Raw genomic sequence first — 24,402 nt, 5'->3', positions numbered from 1 at the left:
CCTTTCCACTCATCGGGGGCGATTCGACGTTGGATCGGGGTGGGGAATGATCTCTCAAGAATGGGTACATGTACCCGTTGGTATCAACGCCGAGTGGCTGGTGACTCGTGGTGACTGCCGGACTGTCCTGGTCGTGGTGCACACGGTGACCAGCGGTCAGCCATTGCTGGACGTGGTCGCGCAGATCGAGAGCGACCGTCGGATACAGGTGGTCTTCACGCATGTGCAGGGTGCCTTCAGCAACGGTGTGGCTGAATTGCTTGAACGGTCCGGTGGGGTGGTGATTCCATGGCATCAGGCCGTGCGTGAACGTTTTGACCTGGCGTTGGCCGCCGCTTACACCGGGTTGTCCGACCTGCACGCGCCCACATTCGTGATCGGACATGGTGCGGCGTTCGGCAAGCACGTATCGCCGGTTGGCGATTCGGGTGTGCCGGTTGCCGAACCTTCGGTGTACGGCTTGGACGCGCAGCGCCTGACCAGGGACGGGCGCGTCGTCGTCTCGGCGCTGGCGCTGTCGCATCACAACCAGCTCGAGGTCCTGCGCAGGCAGTGCCCGGACGCCCTACGGGTCGCTGTCGTCGCCGGTGATCCGTCCTACGACAGGCTGGTCGCGAGCATGTGCGAACGGCCCGCTTATCGAGCCACTCTTGGTGTGGGCGCCGAACAGGAGCTGGTCGTTGTCAGTTCGACCTGGGGCCAGGACGGGTTGTTCGGGCAGCATGGCGAACTGCTGTCGCGGCTGATGAACGAACTTCCAGCGGACCGTTATCGCGTGGCCGCGCTGCTTCATCCGGCGGTATGGGCATGTCACGGGCACCGACAGGTCAAGGCGTGGCTCAGTGACTGTGTCGACGCCGGACTGATGTTGTTCGAGCCGCACGACGACTGGCGGCCGGCAGTCATCGCGGCCGACCACGTGATCGGTGACCACGGTTCCGTCACGGTCTATGCCGCCGCTATAGGCCGCCCGGTGCTATGTGTCGACCGTCCGTCAGGCTGGGTGACCTCCGGCGGATCGCCCCATGAGCTTGTCGGTCACACCGCGCCGGTGCTCGATCCGGGCCAGCCGCTGCTGGGTCAGTTGGACAGCCATGTGACGGTCCCGCGGGAGGACGTGGCGCGGCTGCTGACCTCGTGCCCTGGCCGTGCTGATGGTGTTCTGCGGCGGACGATGTATCGGTTGATCGGGATCGCGGAGCCCGGCAGGCACCGACAGGCCCAGCCGTTGCTGGCGCCGAGCAGGTGGGCGCGATGAGCGAGCCCGTCATCGCGGAAGGCTGGCACGACAGGATCGCCACTGCTGACGTTCTCGTTCTTTCCGCAGGCCACGAAGGGTGGCTCGACATCTGCGCCGCAGCCTTCGCACAGTGGCCAGGTCTGGCGATGGTGATATTCAGTCCGGCCGGTGGACCGGTCGCGATCGGTACGCGCGATGGCGTCCGGCTGACCGCGCACGCCGAGCTGACCACGGGCGCGGTGAAGATCATCTATGCCCTGTGGTCACTCTCCGGTCAGCTCGCGCAGCCGGGCCCGGACGGGATCCGCCCGGGCGGAGAAGGCTGAATCGAAGATCTCCAACGCGAGCCGGAGATGGTCCGCTGCCGTAGCCAGGTCCCCCTGGCTGGCCGCGATCTCGGCAAGCACTTCGTGTACTTCGGCTTGACCGAAGTCGGAGCCAAGTTCGGTCATGGCGCGCGCCGCTCTGGTGGCCCAGGCGCGCGCCTGGTCGGGCTGGCCGGCCTGCCGATACGCCTCGGCGAGGGCGGTCATCGCCCTGGCTCCGTTGAACGGATCCGTGCCCGCGAGCCTGGTGAAGATCTCGTGCGCTTCTGACAATCTCTCGATCGCCTCGTTGGCGCGTCGTTGCCTGGGCAGCACCAGGCCCAGGTTGATCAAGTCGAGGCCCACGTTGCGGTCGGCACCGAGCTCGCGATGGGTGACCAGCAAGTCCTCGAAGATCCTGGTGGCGTCGGCCAGCCGGTCGATCTCCAGGTACAGCAGCGCGAGGTACTCCCGCGCGGCCGACACGCCGAGACGGTCGTCCTGCTCGTCGAAAAGCTGTTCGGCGGCGTGCAGTTGCTCTTCGGCTTGGCCGTGCCGGCCCAGCACCGTCGACACTCGTCCGAGGCGCTTGAGCATCTCGGCTTCGGCCCATTTGTTGGACCACGCCCTGGCGGCCTGGACACCCCGGAAGTCGATGTCGAGGCGGTCCCGATAGTGCTTGCGGTACAGCAGCAAGGGCCACATCACGTCGCACAGGTGCCAGGCGAGCGTCGGCCATTGCCGGTCGAGCGCGGTTCGCCCGGCGGCGATGAGGTTGACCCGTTCGCTGTCCAGCCAGGACAACGCTTCGTCTCGGTCGGCGAAAGCCGACGGGCGCGGACGCCCTGACTGGAATTCGTACCGGAAGGGACGGCGGCGATAAGGGGTCAGAACCTGGTCCGCTGAGAGAGCCATCGCCAAATACCACTCGAGAATGTCGCGCAACGCCGCATCGCGCTCCTGCGGTGTGTCTTCGGCTGCGGCCCGCTGACGTGCGTGTAACCGCAGCAGGTCATGGAAGCGATAGCGATCCTCCTGGATCTCCTCGAGGAGGTTGTCCTCGATCAGGTTCTCCAGCGCGCGATCCTCATCGTCCGGAGTCACGGCGGCAGCCACCCCAGGCCCGAAATCCTGGCCAGGGTGCAGGCCCAACCGCCGATAGAGGGTCGCCACTGGCGCCTCCAGCGACTTGTAGGAGACGTCGAACGCTGCTTGGACCGACAGTCCGTGCGCCGACAACCCGGCTAGGCGGCGACGTTCGTCGGCGAGTTCCGCCGCGACGCGCCCGACTGAGAGCCTAGGCCTCGTGGCAAGCCTGGCGGCCGCCACGCACACTGCGATCGGCAGGCCACCGCACATGTCGACGAGTTGCTCGGCACGCTCCCGTTCCTGGGTCACTCTGGCCCGGCCGACCGTGCTGGCCAGCAACTGCACCGCGTCAGGAGTCGGCAACGGTCCGACTTCGACAAGCTGGCCACCATGAGGGACCAGGCCGATGAGACGGCTACGGCTTGTGACTATCACCGCGCTGTCTGGCGGAGCGGGTAGTAGCGCTCGCACCTGGGCTGCCGAATAGGCGTTGTCCAGCAATACAAGTAGGGACCGGCCCGCGGTCAACGACCTGTACAGCGCAGCCTGTTCGGCCAGTCCGACTGGCACGTTGTCCGGCGTTATGCCAAGCGCGCGAAGAAAAAGACCAAGCGCGTCGCCAGGAGCGACCGGCGCCGTTTCACTGAAACCGGCCAGATCGACGTAGAGCTGGCCGTCCGGGAATCGGGTGCTTATCCGGTGCGCCCACTGCAACGCCAACGCTGTTTTTCCAACGCCGCCTGGTCCACTGAGGACGATCAGTGCCGGTGATCCGGTGGTGAGAATCTCATCCAGAACGCCGAGTTCGTGATTCCGGCTGGTGAAATGAGCTGGTGGTGCGAGCAACTGCCGCGGTACCGGAAGTCTGTTCGCCGTTTCCTGATGGAAATGCACGCCGCCGCTGATACTGCCTGCCTGCACTGCCGGCCCGACTACGGAGCCGGAAATCTTGTTGCCGACATCCTGAGGTCTGCCGCCATCGTCCATTGCTCTCCCCCCGACTGGGACAACAATCCGACCGTACGGTGTGGATGGGGGAAATAGCCATGAAGTCGCCCCTTAGTGGGTCCTTTGTCCCAGTGGCAACTGGCTCGATCGGGCTAATGCCTGGGATGTAGTTCGTCAAGGATGAACATCGTGTGTGTGGCCATCACTTCGGGCATCGCCTGCAGACGGTCCAGCACCACGTCCCGCAGCGCGTCGCTGTCGGTGGTACGCACCAGCAGCAAGCCGTCGTACCCGCCGGACACCATCGCGGCGTGCTCCACCTCAGGCATGTCCGCCAGACGCTCCGTGAACTCGCGCCACGAGCGCTGGCGCAGTTTCACAGCCAGATACGCCGACACCGTGTAGCCGTACCGGTGCGGGTCGATCGTCGCGTGGTACCCGGTGATCACGCCAGATGAGGTCAGCCGCTCGATCCGGGCGTACGCGTTGGCGCGCGAGACATTGACCTGCTCGGCCAGCTTGCGCACAGAGATCCGGCCGTCCGCCCGGAGCAGTTCCACGATCCGCCGGTCGACCTCGTCCAGCGCGGGCGCCATCCGTCCATCGGTCTCCCGTTGGCCGGACATCTGATGGGACATCCGGACCTCCCGTCGCGTTCCCACCGGCAACTCGTCTCGGGGTCCGTCACCGGCGTGGACAACTGTCACGATACCAACTGACCATTCGGTCATGAAGTCGATCGAGGCGAGCCACGAGCTGACCCTGCCGAGCCGGGAACCGATCCAGCTGGTCGACGAGAGCGGGGCGGCCACCGGTGCCCTGCCCGACGAGCGGGTGCTGCGATCCTTGCACCGCGGGATGATCCTGGGCAGGCGGTTCAACCGGCAAGCCACCGCGTTGACCAAACAAGGCCGCCTGGCTGTCTATCCGTCCTCGGTCGGCCAGGAGGCCTGCCAGGTCGGCGCGACTCTGGCGCTGGAAGCCGATGACTGGTTGTTCCCGACCTACCGCGACACCGTCGCTGTTGTCACACGCGGTGTCCCCGCAGTCGAGACGCTGACGTTGTTGCGTGGCAACTGGCACTCGGGTTGGGACCCGTACGCGCATCGCGTGGCTCCGTTGTGCACGCCGCTCTCTACGAACGCGCCACACGCGGTTGGACTGGCTCACGCCGCGCGCCTGCACGGTGACTCGGTCGCAGTGCTCGTCTTCATGGGCGATGGTGCGACGAGCGAGGGCGACGCGCACGAAGCGTTCAACTTCGCCGCCGTGTTCAACGCACCTGTCGTGTTCTTCATCCAGAACAACCAGTGGGCCATCAGCGTGCCCCTCGACAAACAATCGAAGGCTCCCACACTGGCCCACAAGGCAATCGGCTACGGGATGTCCGGCTACCACGTGGACGGCAACGACGCCGCAGCCGTGTACACGGTCACCTCAGAGGCCCTCGCGAAGGCCCGGGCCGGCGGCGGGCCCTCCATCGTGGAAGGCCTGACCTACCGGCTCGACCCGCATACCAACTCCGACGACACCAGCCGTTACCGCGACGCCAGCGACGCCGACCCATGGCGCGCCAGCGACCCCATCGTGCGCTTCAACCGTCTGCTCGCTGCGGACGAGAACGCGTACGCCGAGGAAGCCGACCGGATGATGGCGGACCTACGCGCCGAGATGAACAAGGACGCGCACGTCGACCCGGACGAACTGTTCGAGCACGTCTATGCGGTTCCGACACCTCGCCTGCGTGCCCAGGCCGCGGCTCTGCGTGCCGAACTGGCGGCGGACCAGGGGGAGGCGTGATGGCTCAGCTCAACATGGCTCAAGCTTTGAACCGTGCCCTGCGCGACGCGATGACCGACGACCCGAACGTTGTCGTGTTCGGCGAGGATGTCGGTCCGTACGGCGGCGTTTTCACCGTTACTGAAGGGCTCACCGCGCAGTTCGGTGAGGACAGGTGCTTCGACTCGCCGTTAGCCGAGTCGGGAATCGTCGGCACCGCCGTGGGCATGGCGATGTACGGCATGCGGCCTGTCGTTGAGATGCAGTTCGACGCGTTCGCGTATCCGGCGTTCGAGCAGATCACGTCGCATGTGGCCAAAATGCGGAACCGGACTCGCGGCAAGGTCGCCTTGCCGATGGTCATCCGCATCCCGTACGGCGGTGGTATCGGCGGCGTCGAGCACCATGGCGACTCGTCTGAGGCGTACTACACGCACACACCTGGACTTACCGTGATCACGCCGGGCACGACGGCCGACGCGTACTCGATGCTGCGCGCGGCGATCGAGAGCCCGGACCCAGTGATCTTCATGGAGCCGAAGTCCCGCTACTGGACCAAGGCCGAGTTCGACCTCTCCACCAGGACAAGCCCGATGAACCGCGCGGTGGTCCGCCGGGAGGGCCAGGACGTCACGCTGATCGCCTACGGCTCGACGGTTCAGACCGCACTGGAGACAGCGGACGCGGCGACAGAAGAGGGGTGGGACGTGGAGGTCATAGACCTGCGCTCGCTCACGCCCCTCGACGAAGAGACGGTCTGCGCGTCGGTCCGCAAAACGGGCCGTGCCGTCGTCGTCCATGAGTCCTCAGTGTTCGGTGGCTACGGCGCTGAGGTCGTCGCGACGGTCACCGAGCGGTGCTTCCATTGGCTGGAGGCGCCTGTGCTGCGGGTAGGTGGCTTCGACGTGCCGTACCCGCCGAAGGATCTCGAGGAGCACCAGTTGCCGCACCCCGACCGGATCCTGGACGCGATCGCCCGCCTGCAGTGGGAGGAGAAGTGAACGTGCGGGAGTTCGCCCTGCCGGATCTCGGTGAGGGCCTGGTCGACGCCGAGATCGTCCGCTGGCTGGTCTCGGTCGGCGACGCGGTGGAGATCGACCAGCCGGTCGTCGAGGTCGAGACCGCGAAGGCGGCGATCGAAGTGCCGGTTCCGTATGCCGGCGTAGTCACCGCTCTGCACGGTGAGACTGGCTCAACGGTCAACGTGGGCGCACCGCTTTTGTCGGTCGCGTCGGCCGGGTTGTCGGAGCCCGGTGTTGAGACGAGTCCGAATCTGGTGGGGTCCGGCGTCACCAAACGGGCTCGCCGGCAGGGTCGGCGCAGGCCACTGGCCCCGGTCGTGCCTCAGGCTCGTTCCGAGGACCAGGCGTTGCCCGCCAGCAAGCCGCCGGTGAAGACGGCTCCCGCGCGGAGCCACAACGCCCGGATACCGGTGGTATCTCCAGTGGTCCGCAAGCTGGCCCGCGAGAACGACGTGAATCTCCACGCCCTGACCGGCAGCGGGCCGGACGGCCTGGTGATGCGCCAGGACGTGGTGGCTGCGATCGAGGGCCACCAGGCGACGAGGATTCCATTGCGTGGTGTCCGCGGCATGGTCGCCGAGCGGCTGACCAGGTCTCGCCGTGAGATCCCGGAGGCGACGGTCTGGGTCGATGTCGACGCCACCGGTCTGCTGGCGGCTCGCAAGGAGATCAACGCGGCCGACCCTGCTCGCCCAGTGAGCCTGCTCGCGCTCGTCGCCAAATTCTGTGTGCTCGGACTGGCGCGGTACCCGGCGTTGAACTCGACGGTCGACACCGCCCGCAACGAGATCGTCCTGTCGGACGCAGTGCACCTCGGATTCGCCGCACAGACCTCGCGTGGCTTGGTCGTCCCTGTGGTCAAGGACGCCCAGAACCGCAGCACCAGGGACCTGGCCGCAGAATTGAGCCACCTCACTGAAGCCGCGCGCAGCGGCTCACTGCAACCGGCGCAGCTGACCGGGGGCACGTTCACGGTGAACAACTACGGCGTATTCGGCGTCGACGGATCGGCCGCGATCATCAACCACCCGGAAGCCGCGATCGTCGGCATCGGCCGGATCATCGACCGGCCGTGGGTTGTGGACGGTCAGCTCGTGGTCCGCAAGGTGACCCAGTTGACGCTCGCTTTCGACCACCGGGTCTGCGACGGCGAGGCCGCCGGTGGCTTCCTGCGGTTCGTGGCGGACTGTGTCGAGCGGCCGATGGCCCTGCTGGGTGACCTCTGACGGCGCACCAGTTGAGCCACAGGCGCTGACCTGCGGGTTCAGCTTGGGTAAGTGTGGGTCTCGGTGGCCTTGACAGAGACCCACACCTGCTGGCCGGGCGACAACAAGAGTTCGGCGACGGCCGCCGTCGTGACGTCCGCGAGCAAGTCGGGAGTGCCCGTCAGCCGTACACGCATGGTGTCGGCGTGCTGCTCGATGCCGGTCACTTCAGCGAGCCATGTATTCCGAGGGCTGCCCTCAGACCTCGTGCGGTGCAGGCTCACCGCGGTCGGAGGAAACGCGACGAACACCGCGCCTGTCGTCGCGTGCGCGGTCGTGATCACGCCACCTTCGTCGAGCTTGACGGTCGCTCCGTCAGCGACACCGCGATACAGATTCAGTCCGACGAGCGCCGCGATGTAGTCAGTACGCGGTCGGCGAGCGATCTCGACAGGCGTGCCTTCCTGCACCACGGAGCCGTTCTCGACGACGAGCAGACGGTCCGCGAGCACCATGGCGTCGAGCGGGTCGTGCGTTACGAGCACGGTCGCCCCTTCGTAGTCGTCAAGGTGCTTACGCAACTGTGCCCGTATCTGGATTCGTGTTGCCGCGTCCAGGGCCGCGAGGGGCTCGTCGAGCAACAACAGGTCCGGCCGGATGGCCAGGGCACGTGCGAGAGCCACCCGTTGAGCCTGGCCGCCCGACAACTGCCGGGGCTTGTGGCGCGCCTGTGGAGCCAGACCCACGCGATCGAGCCAAGCAGCGGCCTCGACTTGCGCGTCCCGCTTGCGCTGCCCCCGGGCCCGCAGTCCAAAAGCCACGTTGTCCACAGCGGACAGATGGCCGAACAGGAGGTAGTCCTGGAACACCACCCCGACCGATCGACGCTCAGGCGGCACGAACAGATCTTGACCGGGCTCGTCCAGCATGCGCCCGTTCAAGGTGATGGCGCCGCCGCTCATCGGACGCAGGCCAGCAAGCGCGCGCAAGGCGGTGCTCTTACCAGCGCCGTTCGGGCCAAGCAACGCGAGCGTGGTTCCTGGCTCCACATCGAAGCCGGCGTTCAGAGCGAACGATCCGATCTGAACCGAAAGGTCCGCGTGCAGTGTCATGCGCGCGGTCCGATCCAGCGGTCCCGCAAACTGACCAGGATCACGATCGACACCGCCAGCAGCACCAGGCTCAGCACGGCCGCACTGTCCGGGTCCCTTTCGAGAGCCAGGTACACCGCGAGCGGCATCGTCTGCGTGGTCCCCGGATAATTGCCGGCAAATGTGATCGTCGCGCCGAACTCACCGAGCGCACGCGCCCAGCACAGCACGGCGCCTGCTGCGATGCCGGGAGCAACGGTCGGCAGCGTGACCCGTCGGAAAGCCATCCAACGCGAAGCGCCGAGAGTCGCCGCCGCTTCCTCAAACCGCGGGTCCGCACCTCGCAGCGCACCCTCAACGGCGATGACGAGGAACGGCATCGCGACGAACGCCTCGGCGACAACGACCCCTGCGGTGGTGAACGGCAACGAGACGCCGAACCACGAATCCAGATACTGGCCGACCACGCCGCGCCGCCCGAAAACCAGCAGCAGCGCGACGCCACCGACCACCGGCGGCAGCACCAACGGCACGGTGACGAACGCTCGCGCGATCCGTCTGCCCGGAAAGGTGGTCCGTGCGAGGAGCCACGCCAGCGGCACGCCCAGCACCAGGCAGATCACCGTCGCGGATGTGGCGCAGACAAGGGACAACCGGAGGGCGTCGCCGACCTCGGCCGTGCTCAGCTGGTCGATCAATGTCGACCACGGCGACCTGATCACCAACCCGATCAACGGAAGCACCAGGAACGCCAGGCCGACCAGCGCCGGAATCACCAATACCGGCGGTATCCGAGTCCGTACCACCCGCCGAGCAGTCGTCATGGTGCAAGTGTGGGCGCTGGCCGCGTCACGGGGCGTCGAACCCTGCCTTGGCCAGCACCTGACGGCCCTTGTCGGACAGCACGAAGTCCATGAACGCCTTGCCACCGGCGGAGTTCGGCGCCTTGGGCAGCGTCACGATCGGGTAGTCGTTGATCGCCTGCGCGGCCTCCGGGAAGTCCACGCCGTCCACATCCTTGGCCGCGGCGGCGACGTCTGTCCGGTAAACCAGCGCGGCGTCGACCTCGCCGAGCTTGACCTTCGTCAGCGTCGCCTTGACGTCCTGCTCCAGCGTGACCGGCTTGGGCGTCAGCTTGGCCGCCTCGAACGCCTTCTTCGCCGCCGCGCCACACGGGACCTGCTCCGCGCAGAGCGCCAGCTTCACCTCCGGCTTGATCACATCGGCCAGCGTTGCGATCTTCAGCGGGTTGCCCTTGCCTACCGCGATCTGCAGTTTGTTGCGCACGAACGTGACCGCACCGGTCTCCGTGACCTGCTTCATGTTCGTCGGGCTGGCCGACGCGAACACGTCTGCGGGCGCGCCCTGGTTGATCTGCTGAGCCAGTGCCGAGCTGCCGCCGAAGTTGAACTTGACCTTCGCGCCCGGGTTGGCGGCCTCGAAGTCTTTGCCGAGCTGGGTGAACGTCTCGGTCAACGACGCCGCGGCGAACACCGTGATCTCGCCGGTGACGTTCTGGCCCGAGGTGGCCGGACCAGTGGCTGCGGGCTGCTGTTGACCAGTGCTGCCACACCCGGCCAGTGCGATCGACGCCACGAGCAGCGCCACCAGTCTCTTCACGGCAAACCTCCGTATCTGCGGAACTGTACGCAATCTACGTCAGCATTCGCGGAGGTCCAATATTCGTTTGCGGATGTTGTTAGCGTTGTAATCACCATGAAGATCTGACATCGCCACCCGTCCGCGCCCGAGGCTGCTCGCCCGGCGGATGTCCACCCATGAGCTTTCACGGCGGTGTGCGATGTCTAAATCCCCCTATCTGCTTGCCCGCGATCTCGGCAAGGTCTACGAAGACCGGCGCGTGCTCGACGGCGTGTCCCTGACCGCGTCTCCCGGCCAGCGCCTGGGCCTGGTTGGCGAGAACGGTGCGGGCAAGTCCACGTTGCTCCGGCTCCTCGCGGGAGCCGAGGAACCCGACAACGGCGAGATCATCCGACCGCCGGACTACGGATTCCTGACGCAGGAGTCGCCTTACGGTCTGGGCCAGTCGGTTCAGGACGTCATCGACGACGCGTTGGCGGAGATCCGCGTGGCGGAGCAACGGCTGGCTCATCTCAGTGGCCAGCTCGACGATCCTGAAGCGTTGTCGGAGTACGGCGACGTTCTGGAGTGGGCGCAGGCGCACGACATCTGGGATGCCGACAGGCGTGCGGCACTCGTGCTTGAAGGCCTCGGCCTCGCCGGTATCGGCACTGACCGATTGCTCGGCTCGCTGTCGGGTGGTCAACGGTCCCGGCTCGGCCTGGCCGCGTTGCTGATCAGGCAACCGCAGGCGTTGCTGCTGGATGAGCCGACGAACCACCTGGATGACGACGCCATGGTCTTCCTGGAGAGCCGGCTCAATCGGCTGCCCGGGGTGGTCGTCGTGGCGTCCCATGACCGGGTCTTCCTCGACGCTGTCTGCACGGCCATCATCGACCTGGATCCGACACGCGACGGGACCACGCTGTACGGCGGCGCCTACAAGGACTATCTCGACGCGAAGCGCGCGGAACGCGCGCGGTGGGAGCAGCAGTACGAGACCGAGCAGAGCGAGCTCAAACAGCTCAAGCACGCGGTGGCCGTCACGGCGCGCGGTGTCGCGCATAACCGTGCACCACGCGACAACGACAAGATGAGCTACGACTTCTTCGGTGGTCGCGTTCAGAAACAGATCTCCCGGCGCGTCCGCAACGCGCAACACCGGCTCGATGAGCTGACCCGTACACAGGTCCGCAAGCCACCGAAGCCCTTACGGTTCTCGGCGGACCTGACGACGGCTCCGTCGACCGACAAGCTGGCTCTCTCGTTGCGCCACATCCGGGTCGACAGCCGTCTCGACATCGGGAATCTCGACGTCGAGATGGGGGATCGGCTCATGATCACTGGCTCGAACGGCGCCGGGAAGTCGACCCTGTTGCAGGTGCTCGCCGGTCGGCTCGCACCCGACGACGGCGAGGTGCGCCAGGCGCACGGCGTCCGGATCGGTTTGCTGGAACAGGACGTCGTCTTCGCCGAACCGACCAAGACCGCGCGGCAGCTTTACTCCGGTTCGGTCCCGCTGTCCGACCTGGGACTGGTCGCGCCGCATGACCTGGACCGCCCAGTGAGCCACCTGTCGGTCGGGCAGCGGCGCAGGCTGGCTTTGGCCATGCTGATCGGCAACCCACCGGACGTGCTGTTGCTCGACGAGCCCACCAACCACCTGTCGCTCAGTCTCGTCGAGGAGCTGGAGGAGGCGCTGCGGTCCGCTCCGGGAGCCGTCGTGATCGCGTCGCACGACCGGTGGCTGCGTCGCAGTTGGGACGGCGCCGAACTGGTCCTCCGGGAGGGCCAGGTGAAGTGAGAGAACGAAGTGGAACCTCGACCGGTCGATAGACGTCTAGTGGGTACTTTCGATCGTCTGCTGAAGACATGAGGAGCGCGGCGAGTTGCCCCTTTGGCTACCCACAGGTGCGACGTCGCTACGTTCGGGAGCTTCGTACGTAGAAGCTCGACAGGATGTGCGTAATTACCACGAAGCGCTGATCTTTGCCGTGGGCCACCATTGTCCGGGGTAGGGGACCTCCTGGGGAGAGAGTCGAGGAAGCAATGACGGGGACTGCTCATTACAAGCGCCTTGTGCTGGAGCTGTGCCGGGCGTTCAACGACGGGAAGATCTCGAAGATCGACGACTATCTGACGCCCGACTTCGCTGATCTCGGTGTGTCGGCTGGACCGGACTGGTTCAAAAGCTCCGTCCAGGCGTTGCGGCGATCGTTCAGCGAAGCGCGGTGGGACGTGCTGGGATTGGTAGCCGAAGGCACCACGATCGTGGTGCGGTTGAGGTTCTCAGGCGTGCACATAGGTGAGTACCTCGGCGTCGCACCAACTCGGTGCACGGTCAGCGTGGAACAGGTGCACATCTACGAGGGCCGTGACGGCCGGCTCGCGACGCACTACTGCGTGCGTGACGACCTGGAACTGCTTGACCAACTGGGCGTCCGCCCGGACACCACGATGGTCGGGGAGACCAAGCCCATGCGCAAGAAGAAGATCACGGTCGCCGCGGCTCAGGCATCCTGAGCGGGCTAGGACGACTGACCAGCACGGATGACCGCTGCGGCGAGCGCGGCCCTGGATGTCACATCCAGTTTCGCCCGGATGTTGGAGACATGTGTCTCGACGGTGCGTCTGCTGAGCCGTAGCCGCTGCATGATCTCCTTGTTGGTCAGACCGTCCGCAACCAGCTGGGCGACCTCTGTCTCACGAACGGTCAGGTGCGGAAGGGTGGCTCCCGCCGTGGACCTCCCGGCATTCGACCTCCTGCAGGACATGGTCGATCCCGCCGAACGCCAGAGCCGCTTTGCTCGCCCATTCGATGGCTTGTGTCGGCTCTTCGTCGGCCATATGCACGGTTGCACGGCTCAACGCGATGTGGCCCTCCCGGTTGGCCGGCACGTCACCGCCCCGGCTTTCGGCCACGGACTGCTCCATCAAGCTGATCCACTGCCACGCCTGGTCCAGCCGGCCGCGCGACAACTCCGCAGGCACCAGGCCCTGAGCGAAGACCGGGCGATGCAACGGGCCAGCAGCGGTAGCCCCGGACCGCCGGACAGGCGCAGCAGATCAGCCACCGTCAGCGCGGCCGATCAAGGTCATGAGTGGAAGTATCACAGGGATCTGCCCCGCTCTTGACAAAGCGTTGCACCGCAGGCGAAGTTGTATAACTGACTGGCCAGTTAATTTTCGGAGGAGTCATGGCACGCCCAGTTCGTGACGCGATCCAGTTGACTGCCGAGCAGCGCCAGTTCCTCGAACTGGCAACGGACTTCGCAGAGCGCGACATCAGGCCTGTGGCCCGTGCGGTGGACGACGCGCAGGTCGAATCCCCGCTGGACCTGTGGCGTGCGGCGGCGAAAATCGGGCTGACGGCTTTCATGCTGCCCGCGGATGCCGGTGGCGGCGGTGTCACGGATCTGCTGACCCAGGTCAGGGTCCAGGAAGAGCTGTGCCGCGGCGACATCGGGATCGGCAATCTGATCACCTCCAATGGTTTCTACGCCGCGCCGATCCTGGAGCTCGGTTCCGCTGAGCAACGTGCACGTTGGCTGGAACCGCTGTGCGGAGTCGACCCGCCTTTGACAGCGCTCGCAGTCACCGAGCCCGATGTCGGCTCCGACGCGGCCTCCCTGCGCACCACGGCGGCCCGGCGAGGGGACCACTACGTCCTCAACGGACAGAAGACCTGGATCTCCAACGCGCCCTACGCGCAGTCGTTCGTGATCTTCGCGACGGTGAATCCAGGATCGCGCAGCAAAGGGGTGACCGCATTCGTCGTCGATCGCGAGTCCAAGGGCCTCACAGTGGGCAAGCCGATGCGAAAACTGGGCCAACGCGCGATCGTCAACGCCGAGGTGTTCCTGGACAACGTCCAGGTCCCTGTGGTGAACCGGCTCGGTGAGGAGGGCCAGGGTTTCTACGGTCTGATGCGTACGTTCGACGCCTCCCGGATTCTCATCGGTGCCGCCACCACCGGTCTGTCCCGCGCCGCGCTGGACCTGGCTACGGACTACGCGAAGCAGCGCCAGCAGTTCGGCGTACCGATCATCGAGCATCAGGCGGTCGCGTTCCGGCTCGCCGATATGGCCACCAAGGTGGATATTTCACGGCTGTTGACAACGCGCGCAGCCCAGCTTTTCGACGCGGGCGAGGACGTCACCCCGGAAGCCGCGATGGCCAAGCTCGTCAGCTCGGAGAACGCGATGTGGTGCACCTGGGCCGCCGTCCAGACACTCGGCGGCTGGGGGTACTCCCAGGAGTTCCTCGCCGAGAAATGGATGCGCGACGCCAAACTGGAGGAGATCGAAGAGGGCACCTCCGACATCCAACGGCTGGTCATCTCCCGTCGGCTGGCCCGGCCATGACCCTAGCGGTCTTCCGTGACCCCGCATCCGTGGCAGTCGTCGGCGCCAGTGACCACCCCGCGAAATGGGGTAACTGGCTCGCGCGTGGTGCCATCTCCGCCGTACACCGCCGAGCGGTGTACCTCGTCAACGCCACGGCTTCCATTGTGCTTGATCGGCCGTCGTATCGCCGTCTCAGCGACTTGCCAGAGGTCCCAGAACTCGTTGTTCTGACGATTCCGGCATCGACGGCCGGCGTAGTCGTTGACGAGGCGCTCGAACTCGGCGTTCGCGGATTGATCGTCATCTCGGCTGGTGGTTTCGAAGAGGATCTGGGCAAGCGGGTCCAGGCGGCCAGTGCCCGGATGATCGGCCCCAACTGCCTGGGTCTCTACGACGCCGCGGCCGAACTGCGGCTCGCGTGGGGGAGCTTTACGGCCGGTTCGCTGGGAATCGTCTCCCAAAGCGGACAGCTCGGCGTTGAGATCGCCAACCTCGCGGCGGCCCAGGGCATCGGCGTGTCCCGGTTCGTGTCGGTCGGCAACCAGACGGACGTCACGATCCGGGATGTTCTGGAAGACCTCGTGGACCACGAGCCGACACGGATGGTCGCGCTGTACGCCGAGGACTTCGGCGATGGTCGCGTCCTGGTGCGTACCGTCGCACGGCTTCGGGAGGCTGGTAAACCGACGGTCCTCCTCACAGTCGGTGGAAGCGACGCGAGCCGAGAAGCAGCGCGTTCGCACACCGGCGCTCTGACGGCGCCATTGGACGTCGTCGATGCCGCGTGCCGCGCTGCGGGCGCGATCCGTGTCCGCACTCCTGCCGAGGCAGCCGCTGTGGCTCAGCTTTTGCTCCGGACAAATCCGGCGGGAGATCGGCTCGCGATTCTTGCCGACAGCGGCGGTCAGGGCGCGATCGCGGCTGACCTCGCGATCGCTGCCGGGCTGCGGGTCCCCAGACTTTCGGACGCACTGTCCGCGCAGCTCGCGCAGTGGCTTCCGGAGGGGGCCACCACCCGTAACCCGGTCGATCTCGCTGGTGCGGGCGAACAGGACCTCGGGGTCTACAGCCGCGTCGCAGGCATGCTCACGTCAAGCGAAGAAGTCGACACCGTGCTGCTGACCGGGTATTTCGGCAGCTACGGCGTGGACACGGCAACCCTGCAGGGCCGTGAGCTGGAAGTGGTCGCTGAACTCGGCCCGGCTACTGTGGTCCACAGCATGTCTGAGTCGTGTTCCACAGTGGATGCACTGCGGAACCAGGGCATCCCGGTGTATCGGGACGTCGACTCCGCGCTGACCGCACTCGGCGGGGGAGTGCGGTCACCGCGGGCCGTGCCGCGAGCCATGTCCCGAGTCGGTCGACTGACGGGCACTGTGGGCTCCGGCTATCTGGCTGCCCGGGAGCTCCTCAGCGCGATTGGGGTCCGGTTCCCGGCGTATGCCGAGGTCAACGGGGTGGTCCAGTTGGAGAGCCTGCGCGCGCCGTACGTTCTGAAGGCGGACTGGCTGTCGCACAAGAGCGAAGCCGGCGGTGTGGTGCTCGGGCTGACAGACAGGAACGAAGTCGTCGCCGCCCATGCGGACCTGGTCGCGCGGATTGGGCCAGGCCGATACGTCGTCGAAGAGATGGACACCCGGCCGCACGTGGTCGAAATGATCGTAGGCGCTCGCCGAGACCCGTCCTTCGGACCAGTGGTCATGGTCGGCGCCGGGGGCATCGAGGTAGAACTCCGTCGCGACACGACAGTCGAACTTGCGCCAGTCGACTCACAACAGGCTCTGGAAATGCTCCATCGGCTGCGCTGCGCACCCCTGCTCGACGGATGGCGTGGCCGGTCCGCAGTGGACAAACGGGGCCTGGCCGATTTGATCGCCGCGGTCTCCGAGCTGATCACAGCACGTCCGGATATCGCCGAAGTCGAGCTTAATCCGGTGCGCGTCACTGTGGACGGTCCTCTTGCCGTGGACGCGCTTGTCGTAGAGGTCTCGTAGTGCCCAGGATGACTGGCGGCGCCGCGCTGGTGGAATCCCTCGCGGCCCACGAGGTGGAAGTAGTGTTCGGCATTTCCGGAACCCACAACCTCGGGATCTACGCACACCTGGGCATCCAGCACATCTCACCTCGACACGAACAAGGCGCTGGATTCGCTGCCGACGGATATGCCCGTGCCACAGGCAAGCCAGGTGTCTGCATCATCACCAGTGGGCCCGGGATCCTGAACGCGGCGACGGCCGCTGCACAGGCCTACTCGGATTCTGTGCCCATACTGTTGATCTCGCCGGGCCCACCCGCCGACCACCCCGGCCGCGGGCCCGGGATGTTGCACGAAGTACGAGACCAGACCGGCGCGATGGAGACGGTCACCGCAGGGAGCCACCGGGTTCTGAGTGTCGGCGAGATCTCTTTGGCTGTTGCGCAAGCGTTTGCCGAGATGACGTCCGGTCGCCGACGCCCTCGCCACCTGGAGATTCCGTTCGACCTGCTCGACGCGGTGGCGGACATCAGAATCATCGACCCAGTCGCGATCACCGGACGACGGCGGACCCAGTCGTCGCGGCGGTAGCTCTGCGATCCGCGCACAGGCCAGGGATCATTGTTGGCGGCGGTGCAGGCGCCGCCGCTGCCGAGGTGGCCCAACTCGCGACCCGTCTGGCGGCGCCGGTTGTCTCGACTGCTAACGGTAAAGGCATCCTGCCGGAAGACCACGCTTACAGCCTCGGAGCCGGACTTCATCCCCCTTCCACGGCCGAGTTCGTGGCCGATTGCGACGTGGTGCTGGCCGTCGGCACTGAATTGGCGCCGTCCGATCTATGGAACGGCCCGCTCACTTTCAACGGTGAGCTGATCCGGATCGACATCGACCCCGTCCAGATCGTGACCAACGCGCTGCCGGACATAACGCTGGTCGGCGACGCCGCACAAACACTCGCCGCCTTGCTGCCGTTGGTGGAGTCCCGCTCTGACCCGGAACGCGCCTACAAGTGGCGCGCCAGGATCGCCACCGAAGCTGAGGTGGAGGCGGTGCGTGGTTGTCCATCGTGGGCGCGTTGACCGACGTGCTCTGCCGGGACGGAATCCTGGCCGGTGACAGTGCGATGGCCTGCTACTACGGTGCCGCGATATGTGCCCGGCCCGTTTCTGTATCCAACGGGTCTCGGCCTGCCCGCGGCCATCGGTGCGAAACTCGGCCGCCAGTTCGCCAGAGTGGCCGCGCTGCACGGCCATGGCGGCTTCATGTTCACCGCACCCGAGCTTGCGACAGCGGCGGCGCTGCGTATGCCGCTCCCGGTCATCGTCGTCGACAACGGTGGATACGGCGAGATCAAACGAGAGATGCAGGCGCGCGGCGACAACCCGATCGCCGTCGACCTGCCGTCACCTGATTTCGCGGCTCTCGCGCGTTCCTTCGGGTGCCATGGCATCACTGAACCGGATGACCTTGCGGGCGCGCTGAGGGAGGCGTTCGAAGCCGACCGGCCGACGCTGATTCACGTCGTCGAGCCCTGACGGAGGTCCTCCACGTAAGCCAGGCACGTGGCCTTCATGCGCTGGACGGTCATGTTCTGTGACCCGAGCAGCACCTGGAAAGCCATTCCGTCGATCATCGCGACCAGCATGTTGGCGAACTGCACCGGGTCGCCGCCGCGAATCTGACCGCCGTCCTGGCCGTCCCGGATGATGCCGGCGACCAGACGGCGCCAGGCGCCGTACATCCGCTCGTTGAGCTCTTGCAGGTTCGGCTCCCGCAGCCCTTCGGCCCACAACGCCGCCCAGACTCGCCACGCCTCAATGGTTTCCTCATCCAGCGGCAGATAGGAATCGATCACGAACCGCAGCCTGGAGACGGGATCGTCCGGAGAATCAAGGATCCACCTGCGGCGCTCCAGCGAGCGCGCAAAGTTGTACTCGAAAGCGGCGTGTACGAGGTCGCGTTTGCTGTCGAAGTAATAGTGGACGGTGCCGCCGCTGACTCCCGCCTGTTTGGCCACATCGGACACACGTAGGTTGACGTAGCCTTGTTCGGCGATGACCTGGCAGGTCGCTCGCAGGATCTGGTCCTTGCGTTCGGCTTCGACGCTGGGGCGGGGCATGGCTCACACCGTACTTGCCGCCGCAGGCCCGAATCGCCGCGAGATCAACTCGGACGCGTCCGCTGCGAGTGTGGCCGCCGCGGCTCGCGGGGTGGTTTTGTCTGCTGAAGCCCGATCAAGAACGCTGGCAACAAGTCGGCGCATGGTGTCCCGGATCTTGCCGAACGCCGCGTCGGCGTTGGCGTCGATGTCGCCGAACAACGTCCACCACCACCATGAATTGGTCGCCGAATTGGCCACCACGTCCGGGACGACAAGCACGCCGCGGTCGGTCAAACCTGCCTCGGCCTCGACCGTCACTGGCAAGTTCGCGGCCTCGACGATCAGTTTCGCGTGTACTGCGTCGGCGTTGTCGATCGCGTACGAGACAGCTGCCGGAATCAGAACCGAGGCCTCAATATCGAGCCATGCGGACCGCGGCAGCTCACGATCACTGTCACGCAACTGCTCACGCGCAATCGTCCCGAACTCGTCGCGAGTGAGCAGCAGCCGCTCAACATCCAGGCCGCCCGAGTTGGCCACGACGCCGGCCGCGTCCGCGATACCGACCACGGGAACACCGGCTCTCGCGAGGAACCTCGCGGTGGCGCCACCCATCGAGCCGAAACCCTGGACGAACGCACGCGGTTGCTCGAGATCAAGCCGTTCGATGCCGACCAACGCGGCCTCCGCGACACCGCAGCCACCGACCAGTTCGTCCAGCCCGATCCCGTCCACCGAGATCGCGAACGCGTCCGCGAGCCGTTGGCGCGCCTTGGTTTCATCGTCGAGCAGCGGATAGACCGCCTGGATCGACGACTGCATGCCCAGCTCCGCCAGCACCTCGTCGATGGTGTCCTGGTGCAGCCCGAGGTCCTCGCCCATCGTCCAGAACCGCTCGATGTAGGGGCGAACCGCGATCAGGTACCGGCGCAGGACATCCTTGGCGCCCGGGTCGCGAGGATCGAAGTCGATGCCGCCTTTCGCGCCACCCAGCGGAATGTAGCGCCCATCCGGGTGGTAGTTGAGCGCCTCTTTCGCTGTCATACCGGCAGCGAGGCCGGCGACTTCAGCGAGCGTGCAACCGGCGCGCATCCGCAGGCCTCCGCTGCACACGCCGCGCACGAGCCTGTCGATGACCAGGAAGCCCGGTCGCCCGGTGACCGGATCGTGCCATGTCACCTGAAGATAAGGCGACTTAACTTGATTGATCACTCAGTCAGTATCCCTGGCCGCTTGCCAGTGTCAAGCAGGCACTTTGCTGACAAGCCTTGACACAATTGGGTGACCCTGGTCACCGTATGCGAAATAACTGACTGACGAACCAGTTATGGAGGTCGTCATGGCGGACGCACTCGGCGCCGGCTGGGACAAGCAGCGTTCGCGGTTACGGCAGTCCTTGCGCCGGGTGGACGTCGTGTTCTTCCTGCTGTGCACCCTGGTCGGCCTCGACACCATCGGAAGTGTCGCGGCCAAAGGCCCGGAAGGCCTGACGTGGATGGTCATCCTGGCCATCGTCTTCTTCTTTCCCTACGGACTGCTGGTAGCTGAACTGGGCACCGCGTTTCCGGTCGAGGGCGGACCGTACGTGTGGACCAAACTCGCGTTCGGCCGTCGGATCGCCGGTGTCAATCAGGTGCTCTACTGGCTGACCAACCCTGTGTGGGTCGGTGGCAGCCTGACTGTCATCGCACTCACCACGTTCGAGACATTCTTCGTGGATCTAGGCGAAACCGGCACGTACATCGCCGGTCTGGTCTTCATCTGGCTCGGCGTGCTCGCTGTGGCCACCTCGATTCGGATCGGCAAATGGGTGCCGACGGCCGGCGCGATCGCCCGTATCGTGCTTTTGGGCTTCTTCACCGTGTCGGTGGTCGTCTACGGGTTCCAGCACGGTGTCCAGCCGCTGTCGCCAGGCAGTTTCACCCCGACCTACGTCGGATTCATCGCGTTGGTGCCGTTCGTGATCTACAACTTCGTCGGCTTCGAACTGCCCTCCACGGCAACGGAGGAGATGCGAGACCCGCAACGCACCGTCCCGTTCGCGATCCTGCGATCCGGTATCGCGTCCTTTCTGCTCTACGGTGGCCCAATCCTGGGGATCCTGCTGGTCGTCCCGGCGGACCGGATCGGGAGCCTGGCCGGCTTCATAGACGCGTGCAAAACAGTCCTGACCGTCTACGGCGGCTCCGTCGACGCGGCGGGCAACGTCACTCTCACCGGCGCGGGCCAGGTCTTCGGCACCATCTGCGCGGCCGGGTTGATCATCGGTCTGCTCACCAGTGGCGTCAGCTGGGCTATCGGTGCTCACCGCGCACAAGCGGTTGCCTGCGGACGGTGCCGGACCACGCTGGTTGGGAGAGATCTCGGCGAAACGAGGCACACCAATCCGTGTGAACGTGCTGTCCGGGATCCTCGCTTCGATCACGATGGCGCTCGCGTTGAGCCTCACGAGCGGATCAGCCGAGAAGTATTTCGCAGCCGGGCTCGGTCTGACGATCTCGATGACCTTCATGACCTACGTCGTCACGTTCCCGTCATTGCTGGTGCTGCGCAAGAAGATGCCTGACGTGCCGCGGCCGTTCCGGATTCCTGGAGGATGGGGCACCGCGTGGGTCGTTACGCTGCTACCTACCCTGCTGGTGGCGTTCACCGTCGCGACCCTGATCTGGCCTGGGCTCGGCGTTGGATGGTTCGACACAGACGGCAATCCTGACGACTCACTGCCATCGGCCTTCGCCGGCCAACGGCTGTCATACACGCTCAGCCAACTGATTCCGCTGGGTGCGTCAGTGCTGGTGGGTGTTCTGTTCGTGCTTTGGGGACAGCGGCAGACCCACACAGACCAGTTCGTCGAGGTGCCTCAACCAGTTCGGTAGACGTCAGTGGCTCCCTCGAAGTCCAACCGCCCGGCACAACGGTGGTAGCGCGAGCAAGCTTGTCCCAATACGGTTGTCCTGGTAGACCGACTGGGGAGGGGAGCATGATGATCGTTCTGGCGCACTTGAGCGACATCCACATCGACAACGACGAGCGAAGCATCGAGCGCGCGACCAGCGTCCTGAACTATCTCAATGACCTGACCGGGACCATCGATGCGGTCATCGTCAGCGGCGATCTCGCCGACCACGGGCTGCATGAGGAATATGAACAGGTCGCGAAACTGTTCGCAGGACCTCACACGCTGCTGCACTGCCCGGGTAACCACGATGCCCGTGGGCCATACCGGGAGGTGTTGCTGGGTGAAGAGGCCAGCAACGAGCCCATCAACCGAGTGCACCACGTCGGCGGCGCGGTGTTCGCCATGTGCGATTCGAGCATTCCAGGGCGGTCAGAGGGATTCCTTGCCGATGGAACGTTGACATGGCTGGAATCTGTACTCATCGAGGCCGGGGACGCGCCTGTTTTCGTGTGCTTCCACCACCCTCCTGTGCTGCTGTACCAGCCGTACATCGACAACATCAAGCAACACGGCGAGGACCGGCTCGCTGCTCTGATCACGCGGTATTCCAATGTCGTCGCTGTGCTGTGCGGGCACGCGCACACTGCCGCGGCGAGCACCTTCGCAGACCGCCCACTGCTTGTCGCGCCAGGTGTCGTGTCCACGCTGATACTGCCATGGGAGTCCGACAAGATCGTCGATCTGGAGGTGCCGCCCGCCATCGCCTTCCACATCTTGGATGACGAACGCAGGCTGACCACGCATTACCGGGTCATGTCACCAGGGCTTAAGCGGTAGCACGGCTTCGACGTTTCCGCCGTCCGGCCCTGGCCGCGCCTCGCAGCGGCCCCCGACCTCGGCGGCACGCTCGGACATCGATGCCAGCCCAACGCCAGGAAGCCAACCGTCAGGGCCGGGCGTGCCATTGTCACGGACCTGGATGTGCAGCTCGTCGCCCACTGTGATGCGCACGCGGACATTCTCAGCGCCAGAATGCTTCGCCGCGTTGTTCAACGCTTCTGCGCTGATCCGGTACGCCGCAACCTCTATCGCCGCAGGCAATTCCGGCATGTCCGGGGGAGCGTCCACGCTCACGGTCAAAGGACGTCCACCATCCTGGTAGGACAATCGCTCGGCTTCCCTATGCAGCGCGCCGACCAGGCCCAGCTCGTCCAAAGCTGGCGGCCGCAGGCCTTCGACCAGCCTTCGGATCTCGACGATCGCGTCACCGATATCGCCGCGCAGGCGCATCAGAAGGTCCACCGCCGTGTCGGGGTCCGAACGCGCAAGGTTTCGCACGGCGTCAGTGGCATAGGCGACTCCGCTCAATGTCGGTCCCAGCCCGTCGTGCAGGTCGCGCCGCAACCGCCGCCGTTCCTCCTCTCGTGCGGCGACAATCCGCTCCCTCGACTGTTGCAACTCCTCGGACAGCATCGTCGCACGGAGCGCCACGCCAAGCGGGATCGCGAGCACCGACAACACGTGTACATCCTGGCTGCCAAGCCGGCTCTGGCCAGGGCGCACGCCGATGACCATTTCGCCGCTCGCCGTACCGGATGCAGCCAGGGGAATGATCTCCAGAACCCCTGCGGCTGAGCCGGAGGCGGCGACCTCCCGCCCTCTGAGCCTGAACGCGACGTAGGGGAGTTGCAGCGCATCCCTGACCGCCGTCAGCAGATCGTCCAACGAGCCCATCTCAGCGTCGAGTCGCGCACTGAGGTGGCTCAATGCGCGGACCGGGTCGCGCCGATGTCCATAGAGCGTGCGATCAAGAACTCGTTGCAGTCGAGTCCTGACCGGGTTGAAAAGGACAGCCACTGCAACCGCTGACAGAGCGGCCACACCAAGGTGCGTCTCGAGGTTCAATGCCCGGCCGATTACGAGAACAACTCCGGAGTACAGCGCGATCACACCAACGGTCAGCAGCAGGTACAACAATGCTCGCGACACCACGAGCCTGATGTCGAGCAGCCGATAACGCAGCAAGGCGATGGTGATCGCGGCCGGTACGAGAACCGGCGTGATCAACAGGGGAATCGGTCCGAGCCGCATGAGCCACGGCAAGAAGGCCAGAGCATTGCCGATCAACGCGAGCACGGGCCACAACAGTTGCCGCCTCAGTACCTCGTCGCCACGCAGATACCGCACAACAAGGGAAGCGAGTACAGCCGCCGCCAGGACAGACTCCACTACCCGGGCTGGCATCCAGTCGATGACGACCATGGGGGTTGCTACCAACAGGGCCCACACGAGCATCTGCCACGACGGCCCGGGCAATCGACCCGTGGGGAACAGCAACAGTGCCAGTGGAAGCAGCAAGGCAAGTGACAGCACCCAAGCGTGCAGGCCAGGCGCGTAGTTCAACGGAAGCGCCACTGCTGTGACTGCGTGGGCCAGCCCACCAACGAGCAGCAGCCACCCGATGGGATTACGGGACCGCCGAGTGGCCAACAGGGCACCGCACACGGCCAGCGCTGCGCTCATCGCCACATTCGCAAGGGCATACCACCAGTGCCTGCCGTTGACCGCGGTCAGCACGACGGAAACGGTCGCCACGGAGACAGCGACCGTGAGCAAAACCCAGGTCAGCCAGGTCGTCAACCGATGAGCGGAGTGCGGCACTCGGTAATGGTCCGTCCTGCCGGCCGATTTGTCCTGGGATCGAGGTCCCAATCTCGTCCGGACAGTTTCCCGTCCTTTCCCTGCCACAGCCCCTGCCGCTCGGGTATTTCGTTGATCCAGAGTTGCTGATGCCAGATCAGGGTAGAAGCAACCAGGGGGC

The 24,402-nt window shown here is 65.6% G+C and carries 24 protein-coding genes and 1 pseudogene; 15 read left to right on the top strand and 10 right to left on the bottom strand.

The window, feature by feature from the left end; genetic code table 11:
- Positions 1-46: 46 nt before the first annotated feature.
- Together JOF56_RS02455 and JOF56_RS02450 are read left to right on the top strand one after the other, a co-directional pair.
- Positions 47-1,258, top strand: a complete 1,212-nt coding sequence (locus JOF56_RS02455; RefSeq protein ID WP_209633952.1) for a hypothetical protein — start codon at positions 47-49, stop codon at positions 1,256-1,258.
- Positions 1,255-1,566, top strand: a complete 312-nt coding sequence (locus tag JOF56_RS02450) for a hypothetical protein (protein WP_209633951.1) — start codon at positions 1,255-1,257, stop codon at positions 1,564-1,566. The genes JOF56_RS02455 and JOF56_RS02450 overlap by 4 nt, the downstream gene beginning before the upstream one ends.
- On the opposite strand, the gene JOF56_RS02445 is transcribed toward JOF56_RS02450, so the two are convergent.
- Together JOF56_RS02445 and JOF56_RS02440 are read right to left on the bottom strand one after the other, a co-directional pair.
- Positions 1,504-3,621, bottom strand: coding sequence for an ATP-binding protein (locus tag JOF56_RS02445; protein WP_209633949.1), 2,118 nt, complete (start codon positions 3,619-3,621; stop codon positions 1,504-1,506). The two genes, JOF56_RS02450 and JOF56_RS02445, sit on opposite strands and share 63 nt — an antisense overlap.
- A 113-nt stretch (positions 3,622-3,734) precedes the next feature.
- Entirely contained in the window at positions 3,735-4,220 is a 486-nt protein-coding gene (locus JOF56_RS02440) for an Lrp/AsnC family transcriptional regulator (protein WP_245378122.1), read from the bottom strand.
- 91 nt (positions 4,221-4,311) lie between these two features.
- On the opposite strand from JOF56_RS02440, the gene JOF56_RS02435 reads away from it, so the two are divergent.
- From JOF56_RS02435 to JOF56_RS02425, 3 genes are read left to right on the top strand one after another with little or no spacing between them, the layout of a single operon-like run.
- Entirely contained in the window at positions 4,312-5,382 is a 1,071-nt protein-coding gene (locus JOF56_RS02435) for a thiamine pyrophosphate-dependent dehydrogenase E1 component subunit alpha (protein ID WP_209633947.1), read from the top strand.
- Positions 5,382-6,362, top strand: a complete 981-nt coding sequence (locus JOF56_RS02430; protein ID WP_209633944.1) for an alpha-ketoacid dehydrogenase subunit beta — start codon at positions 5,382-5,384, stop codon at positions 6,360-6,362. The genes JOF56_RS02435 and JOF56_RS02430 overlap by 1 nt, the downstream gene beginning before the upstream one ends.
- Positions 6,363-6,364: 2 nt before the next feature.
- Entirely contained in the window at positions 6,365-7,609 is a 1,245-nt protein-coding gene (locus JOF56_RS02425) for a dihydrolipoamide acetyltransferase family protein (RefSeq protein WP_209633942.1), read from the top strand.
- Positions 7,610-7,647: 38 nt separating this feature from the next.
- Here the strand turns inward: JOF56_RS02425 and JOF56_RS02420 are convergent, their stop codons facing one another.
- From JOF56_RS02420 to modA, 3 genes are read right to left on the bottom strand one after another with little or no spacing between them, the layout of a single operon-like run.
- Positions 7,648-8,700 carry a sulfate/molybdate ABC transporter ATP-binding protein gene (locus JOF56_RS02420; RefSeq protein WP_209633940.1) on the bottom strand — a complete coding sequence of 351 codons (1,053 nt, stop codon included), beginning with the start codon at positions 8,698-8,700 and terminating at the stop codon, positions 7,648-7,650.
- Positions 8,697-9,503, bottom strand: a complete 807-nt coding sequence (locus JOF56_RS02415) for an ABC transporter permease (protein WP_209633938.1) — start codon at positions 9,501-9,503, stop codon at positions 8,697-8,699. Before JOF56_RS02415 ends, JOF56_RS02420 begins: the two co-directional genes overlap by 4 nt.
- Before the next feature lie 25 nt (positions 9,504-9,528).
- Positions 9,529-10,299 (bottom strand): molybdate ABC transporter substrate-binding protein, encoded by a 771-nt coding sequence (gene modA / locus JOF56_RS02410; RefSeq protein ID WP_209633928.1) that lies wholly within the window; start codon positions 10,297-10,299, stop codon positions 9,529-9,531.
- 181 nt (positions 10,300-10,480) lie between these two features.
- On the opposite strand from modA, the gene JOF56_RS02405 reads away from it, so the two are divergent.
- Together JOF56_RS02405 and JOF56_RS02400 are read left to right on the top strand one after the other, a co-directional pair.
- The gene (locus tag JOF56_RS02405) at positions 10,481-12,064 is read left to right on the top strand and encodes an ABC-F family ATP-binding cassette domain-containing protein (protein ID WP_209633926.1); all 1,584 of its coding nucleotides are present in this window, start codon (positions 10,481-10,483) and stop codon (positions 12,062-12,064) included.
- A gap of 245 nt (positions 12,065-12,309) precedes the next feature.
- Complete coding sequence (locus JOF56_RS02400; protein ID WP_209633924.1) at positions 12,310-12,783, top strand: ester cyclase; 474 nt, start codon at positions 12,310-12,312, stop codon at positions 12,781-12,783.
- 5 nt (positions 12,784-12,788) lie between these two features.
- On the opposite strand, the gene JOF56_RS02395 is transcribed toward JOF56_RS02400, so the two are convergent.
- Together JOF56_RS02395 and JOF56_RS02390 are read right to left on the bottom strand one after the other, a co-directional pair.
- Positions 12,789-13,034: a response regulator transcription factor gene (locus JOF56_RS02395; RefSeq protein ID WP_209633922.1), complete on the bottom strand. Its 246-nt coding sequence runs from the start codon at positions 13,032-13,034 to the stop codon at positions 12,789-12,791.
- Positions 12,964-13,281, bottom strand: a complete 318-nt coding sequence (locus JOF56_RS02390) for a hypothetical protein (RefSeq protein ID WP_209649128.1) — start codon at positions 13,279-13,281, stop codon at positions 12,964-12,966. Before JOF56_RS02390 ends, JOF56_RS02395 begins: the two co-directional genes overlap by 71 nt.
- Before the next feature lie 176 nt (positions 13,282-13,457).
- On the opposite strand from JOF56_RS02390, the gene JOF56_RS02385 reads away from it, so the two are divergent.
- Genes JOF56_RS02385 through JOF56_RS02365 form a run of 5 tightly spaced genes read left to right on the top strand, consistent with a single transcriptional unit; the run spans position 13,458 to position 18,116 of the window.
- On the top strand, positions 13,458-14,624 hold the full coding sequence (locus JOF56_RS02385) for an acyl-CoA dehydrogenase family protein (protein ID WP_209633920.1): 1,167 nt from the start codon (positions 13,458-13,460) through the stop codon (positions 14,622-14,624).
- A complete protein-coding gene (locus tag JOF56_RS02380; protein ID WP_209633919.1) occupies positions 14,621-16,600 on the top strand; it encodes an acetate--CoA ligase family protein in 1,980 nt (659 codons plus the stop codon). The genes JOF56_RS02385 and JOF56_RS02380 overlap by 4 nt, the downstream gene beginning before the upstream one ends.
- An 8-nt stretch (positions 16,601-16,608) precedes the next feature.
- Positions 16,609-17,172 carry a thiamine pyrophosphate-binding protein gene (locus JOF56_RS02375; RefSeq protein WP_245378953.1) on the top strand — a complete coding sequence of 188 codons (564 nt, stop codon included), beginning with the start codon at positions 16,609-16,611 and terminating at the stop codon, positions 17,170-17,172.
- Positions 17,173-17,174: 2 nt separating this feature from the next.
- Positions 17,175-17,660, top strand: a complete 486-nt coding sequence (locus tag JOF56_RS02370; protein WP_209647960.1) for a hypothetical protein — start codon at positions 17,175-17,177, stop codon at positions 17,658-17,660.
- A gap of 60 nt (positions 17,661-17,720) precedes the next feature.
- Complete coding sequence (locus JOF56_RS02365; RefSeq protein ID WP_209633915.1) at positions 17,721-18,116, top strand: thiamine pyrophosphate-dependent enzyme; 396 nt, start codon at positions 17,721-17,723, stop codon at positions 18,114-18,116.
- Here JOF56_RS02365 and JOF56_RS02360 read toward each other — a convergent pair.
- Together JOF56_RS02360 and JOF56_RS02355 are read right to left on the bottom strand one after the other, a co-directional pair.
- On the bottom strand, positions 18,098-18,700 hold the full coding sequence (locus JOF56_RS02360) for a TetR/AcrR family transcriptional regulator (RefSeq protein WP_209633914.1): 603 nt from the start codon (positions 18,698-18,700) through the stop codon (positions 18,098-18,100). The two genes, JOF56_RS02365 and JOF56_RS02360, sit on opposite strands and share 19 nt — an antisense overlap.
- A gap of 3 nt (positions 18,701-18,703) precedes the next feature.
- Positions 18,704-19,894 (bottom strand): Glu/Leu/Phe/Val dehydrogenase dimerization domain-containing protein, encoded by a 1,191-nt coding sequence (locus JOF56_RS02355; protein ID WP_307854887.1) that lies wholly within the window; start codon positions 19,892-19,894, stop codon positions 18,704-18,706.
- 115 nt (positions 19,895-20,009) lie between these two features.
- Between JOF56_RS02355 and JOF56_RS59385 the strand changes: the two are divergent.
- The 3 genes and pseudogenes from JOF56_RS59385 to JOF56_RS02340 form a co-directional block, all read left to right on the top strand.
- Positions 20,010-20,981: pseudogene (locus JOF56_RS59385) on the top strand (APC family permease); the annotation flags it as partial.
- The gene (locus JOF56_RS59380) at positions 20,962-21,558 is read left to right on the top strand and encodes an amino acid permease (RefSeq protein WP_307854886.1); all 597 of its coding nucleotides are present in this window, start codon (positions 20,962-20,964) and stop codon (positions 21,556-21,558) included. The pseudogene JOF56_RS59385 and the gene JOF56_RS59380, both read left to right, overlap by 20 nt.
- Positions 21,559-21,662: 104 nt before the next feature.
- Positions 21,663-22,418, top strand: a complete 756-nt coding sequence (locus tag JOF56_RS02340; protein ID WP_307854885.1) for a metallophosphoesterase — start codon at positions 21,663-21,665, stop codon at positions 22,416-22,418.
- Here the strand turns inward: JOF56_RS02340 and JOF56_RS59955 are convergent.
- Positions 22,398-24,242: a sensor histidine kinase gene (locus JOF56_RS59955; protein WP_209633910.1), complete on the bottom strand. Its 1,845-nt coding sequence runs from the start codon at positions 24,240-24,242 to the stop codon at positions 22,398-22,400. The genes JOF56_RS02340 and JOF56_RS59955 overlap by 21 nt on opposite strands.
- Positions 24,243-24,402: the final 160 nt, after the last annotated feature.

Source organism: Kibdelosporangium banguiense (assembly GCF_017876405.1).
GTDB lineage: Bacteria > Actinomycetota > Actinomycetes > Mycobacteriales > Pseudonocardiaceae > Kibdelosporangium > Kibdelosporangium banguiense.
This window is presented reverse-complemented; position numbering and strand designations above follow the sequence as displayed.

Coding starts and splice junctions, on each gene's coding strand:
- JOF56_RS02455 (WP_209633952.1), top strand. CDS start 47: ATGATCTCTCAAGAATGGGTACATGTACCCGTTGGTATCAACGCCGAG.
- JOF56_RS02450 (WP_209633951.1), top strand. CDS start 1,255: ATGAGCGAGCCCGTCATCGCGGAAGGCTGGCACGACAGGATCGCCACT.
- JOF56_RS02445 (WP_209633949.1), bottom strand. CDS start 3,621: ATGGACGATGGCGGCAGACCTCAGGATGTCGGCAACAAGATTTCCGGC.
- JOF56_RS02440 (WP_245378122.1), bottom strand. CDS start 4,220: ATGTCCCATCAGATGTCCGGCCAACGGGAGACCGATGGACGGATGGCG.
- JOF56_RS02435 (WP_209633947.1), top strand. CDS start 4,312: ATGAAGTCGATCGAGGCGAGCCACGAGCTGACCCTGCCGAGCCGGGAA.
- JOF56_RS02430 (WP_209633944.1), top strand. CDS start 5,382: ATGGCTCAGCTCAACATGGCTCAAGCTTTGAACCGTGCCCTGCGCGAC.
- JOF56_RS02420 (WP_209633940.1), bottom strand. CDS start 8,700: ATGACACTGCACGCGGACCTTTCGGTTCAGATCGGATCGTTCGCTCTG.
- JOF56_RS02415 (WP_209633938.1), bottom strand. CDS start 9,503: ATGACGACTGCTCGGCGGGTGGTACGGACTCGGATACCGCCGGTATTG.
- JOF56_RS02405 (WP_209633926.1), top strand. CDS start 10,481: ATGTCTAAATCCCCCTATCTGCTTGCCCGCGATCTCGGCAAGGTCTAC.
- JOF56_RS02400 (WP_209633924.1), top strand. CDS start 12,310: ATGACGGGGACTGCTCATTACAAGCGCCTTGTGCTGGAGCTGTGCCGG.
- JOF56_RS02395 (WP_209633922.1), bottom strand. CDS start 13,034: ATGTCCTGCAGGAGGTCGAATGCCGGGAGGTCCACGGCGGGAGCCACC.
- JOF56_RS02385 (WP_209633920.1), top strand. CDS start 13,458: ATGGCACGCCCAGTTCGTGACGCGATCCAGTTGACTGCCGAGCAGCGC.
- JOF56_RS02380 (WP_209633919.1), top strand. CDS start 14,621: ATGACCCTAGCGGTCTTCCGTGACCCCGCATCCGTGGCAGTCGTCGGC.
- JOF56_RS02375 (WP_245378953.1), top strand. CDS start 16,609: ATGACTGGCGGCGCCGCGCTGGTGGAATCCCTCGCGGCCCACGAGGTG.
- JOF56_RS02360 (WP_209633914.1), bottom strand. CDS start 18,700: ATGCCCCGCCCCAGCGTCGAAGCCGAACGCAAGGACCAGATCCTGCGA.
- JOF56_RS02340 (WP_307854885.1), top strand. CDS start 21,663: ATGATGATCGTTCTGGCGCACTTGAGCGACATCCACATCGACAACGAC.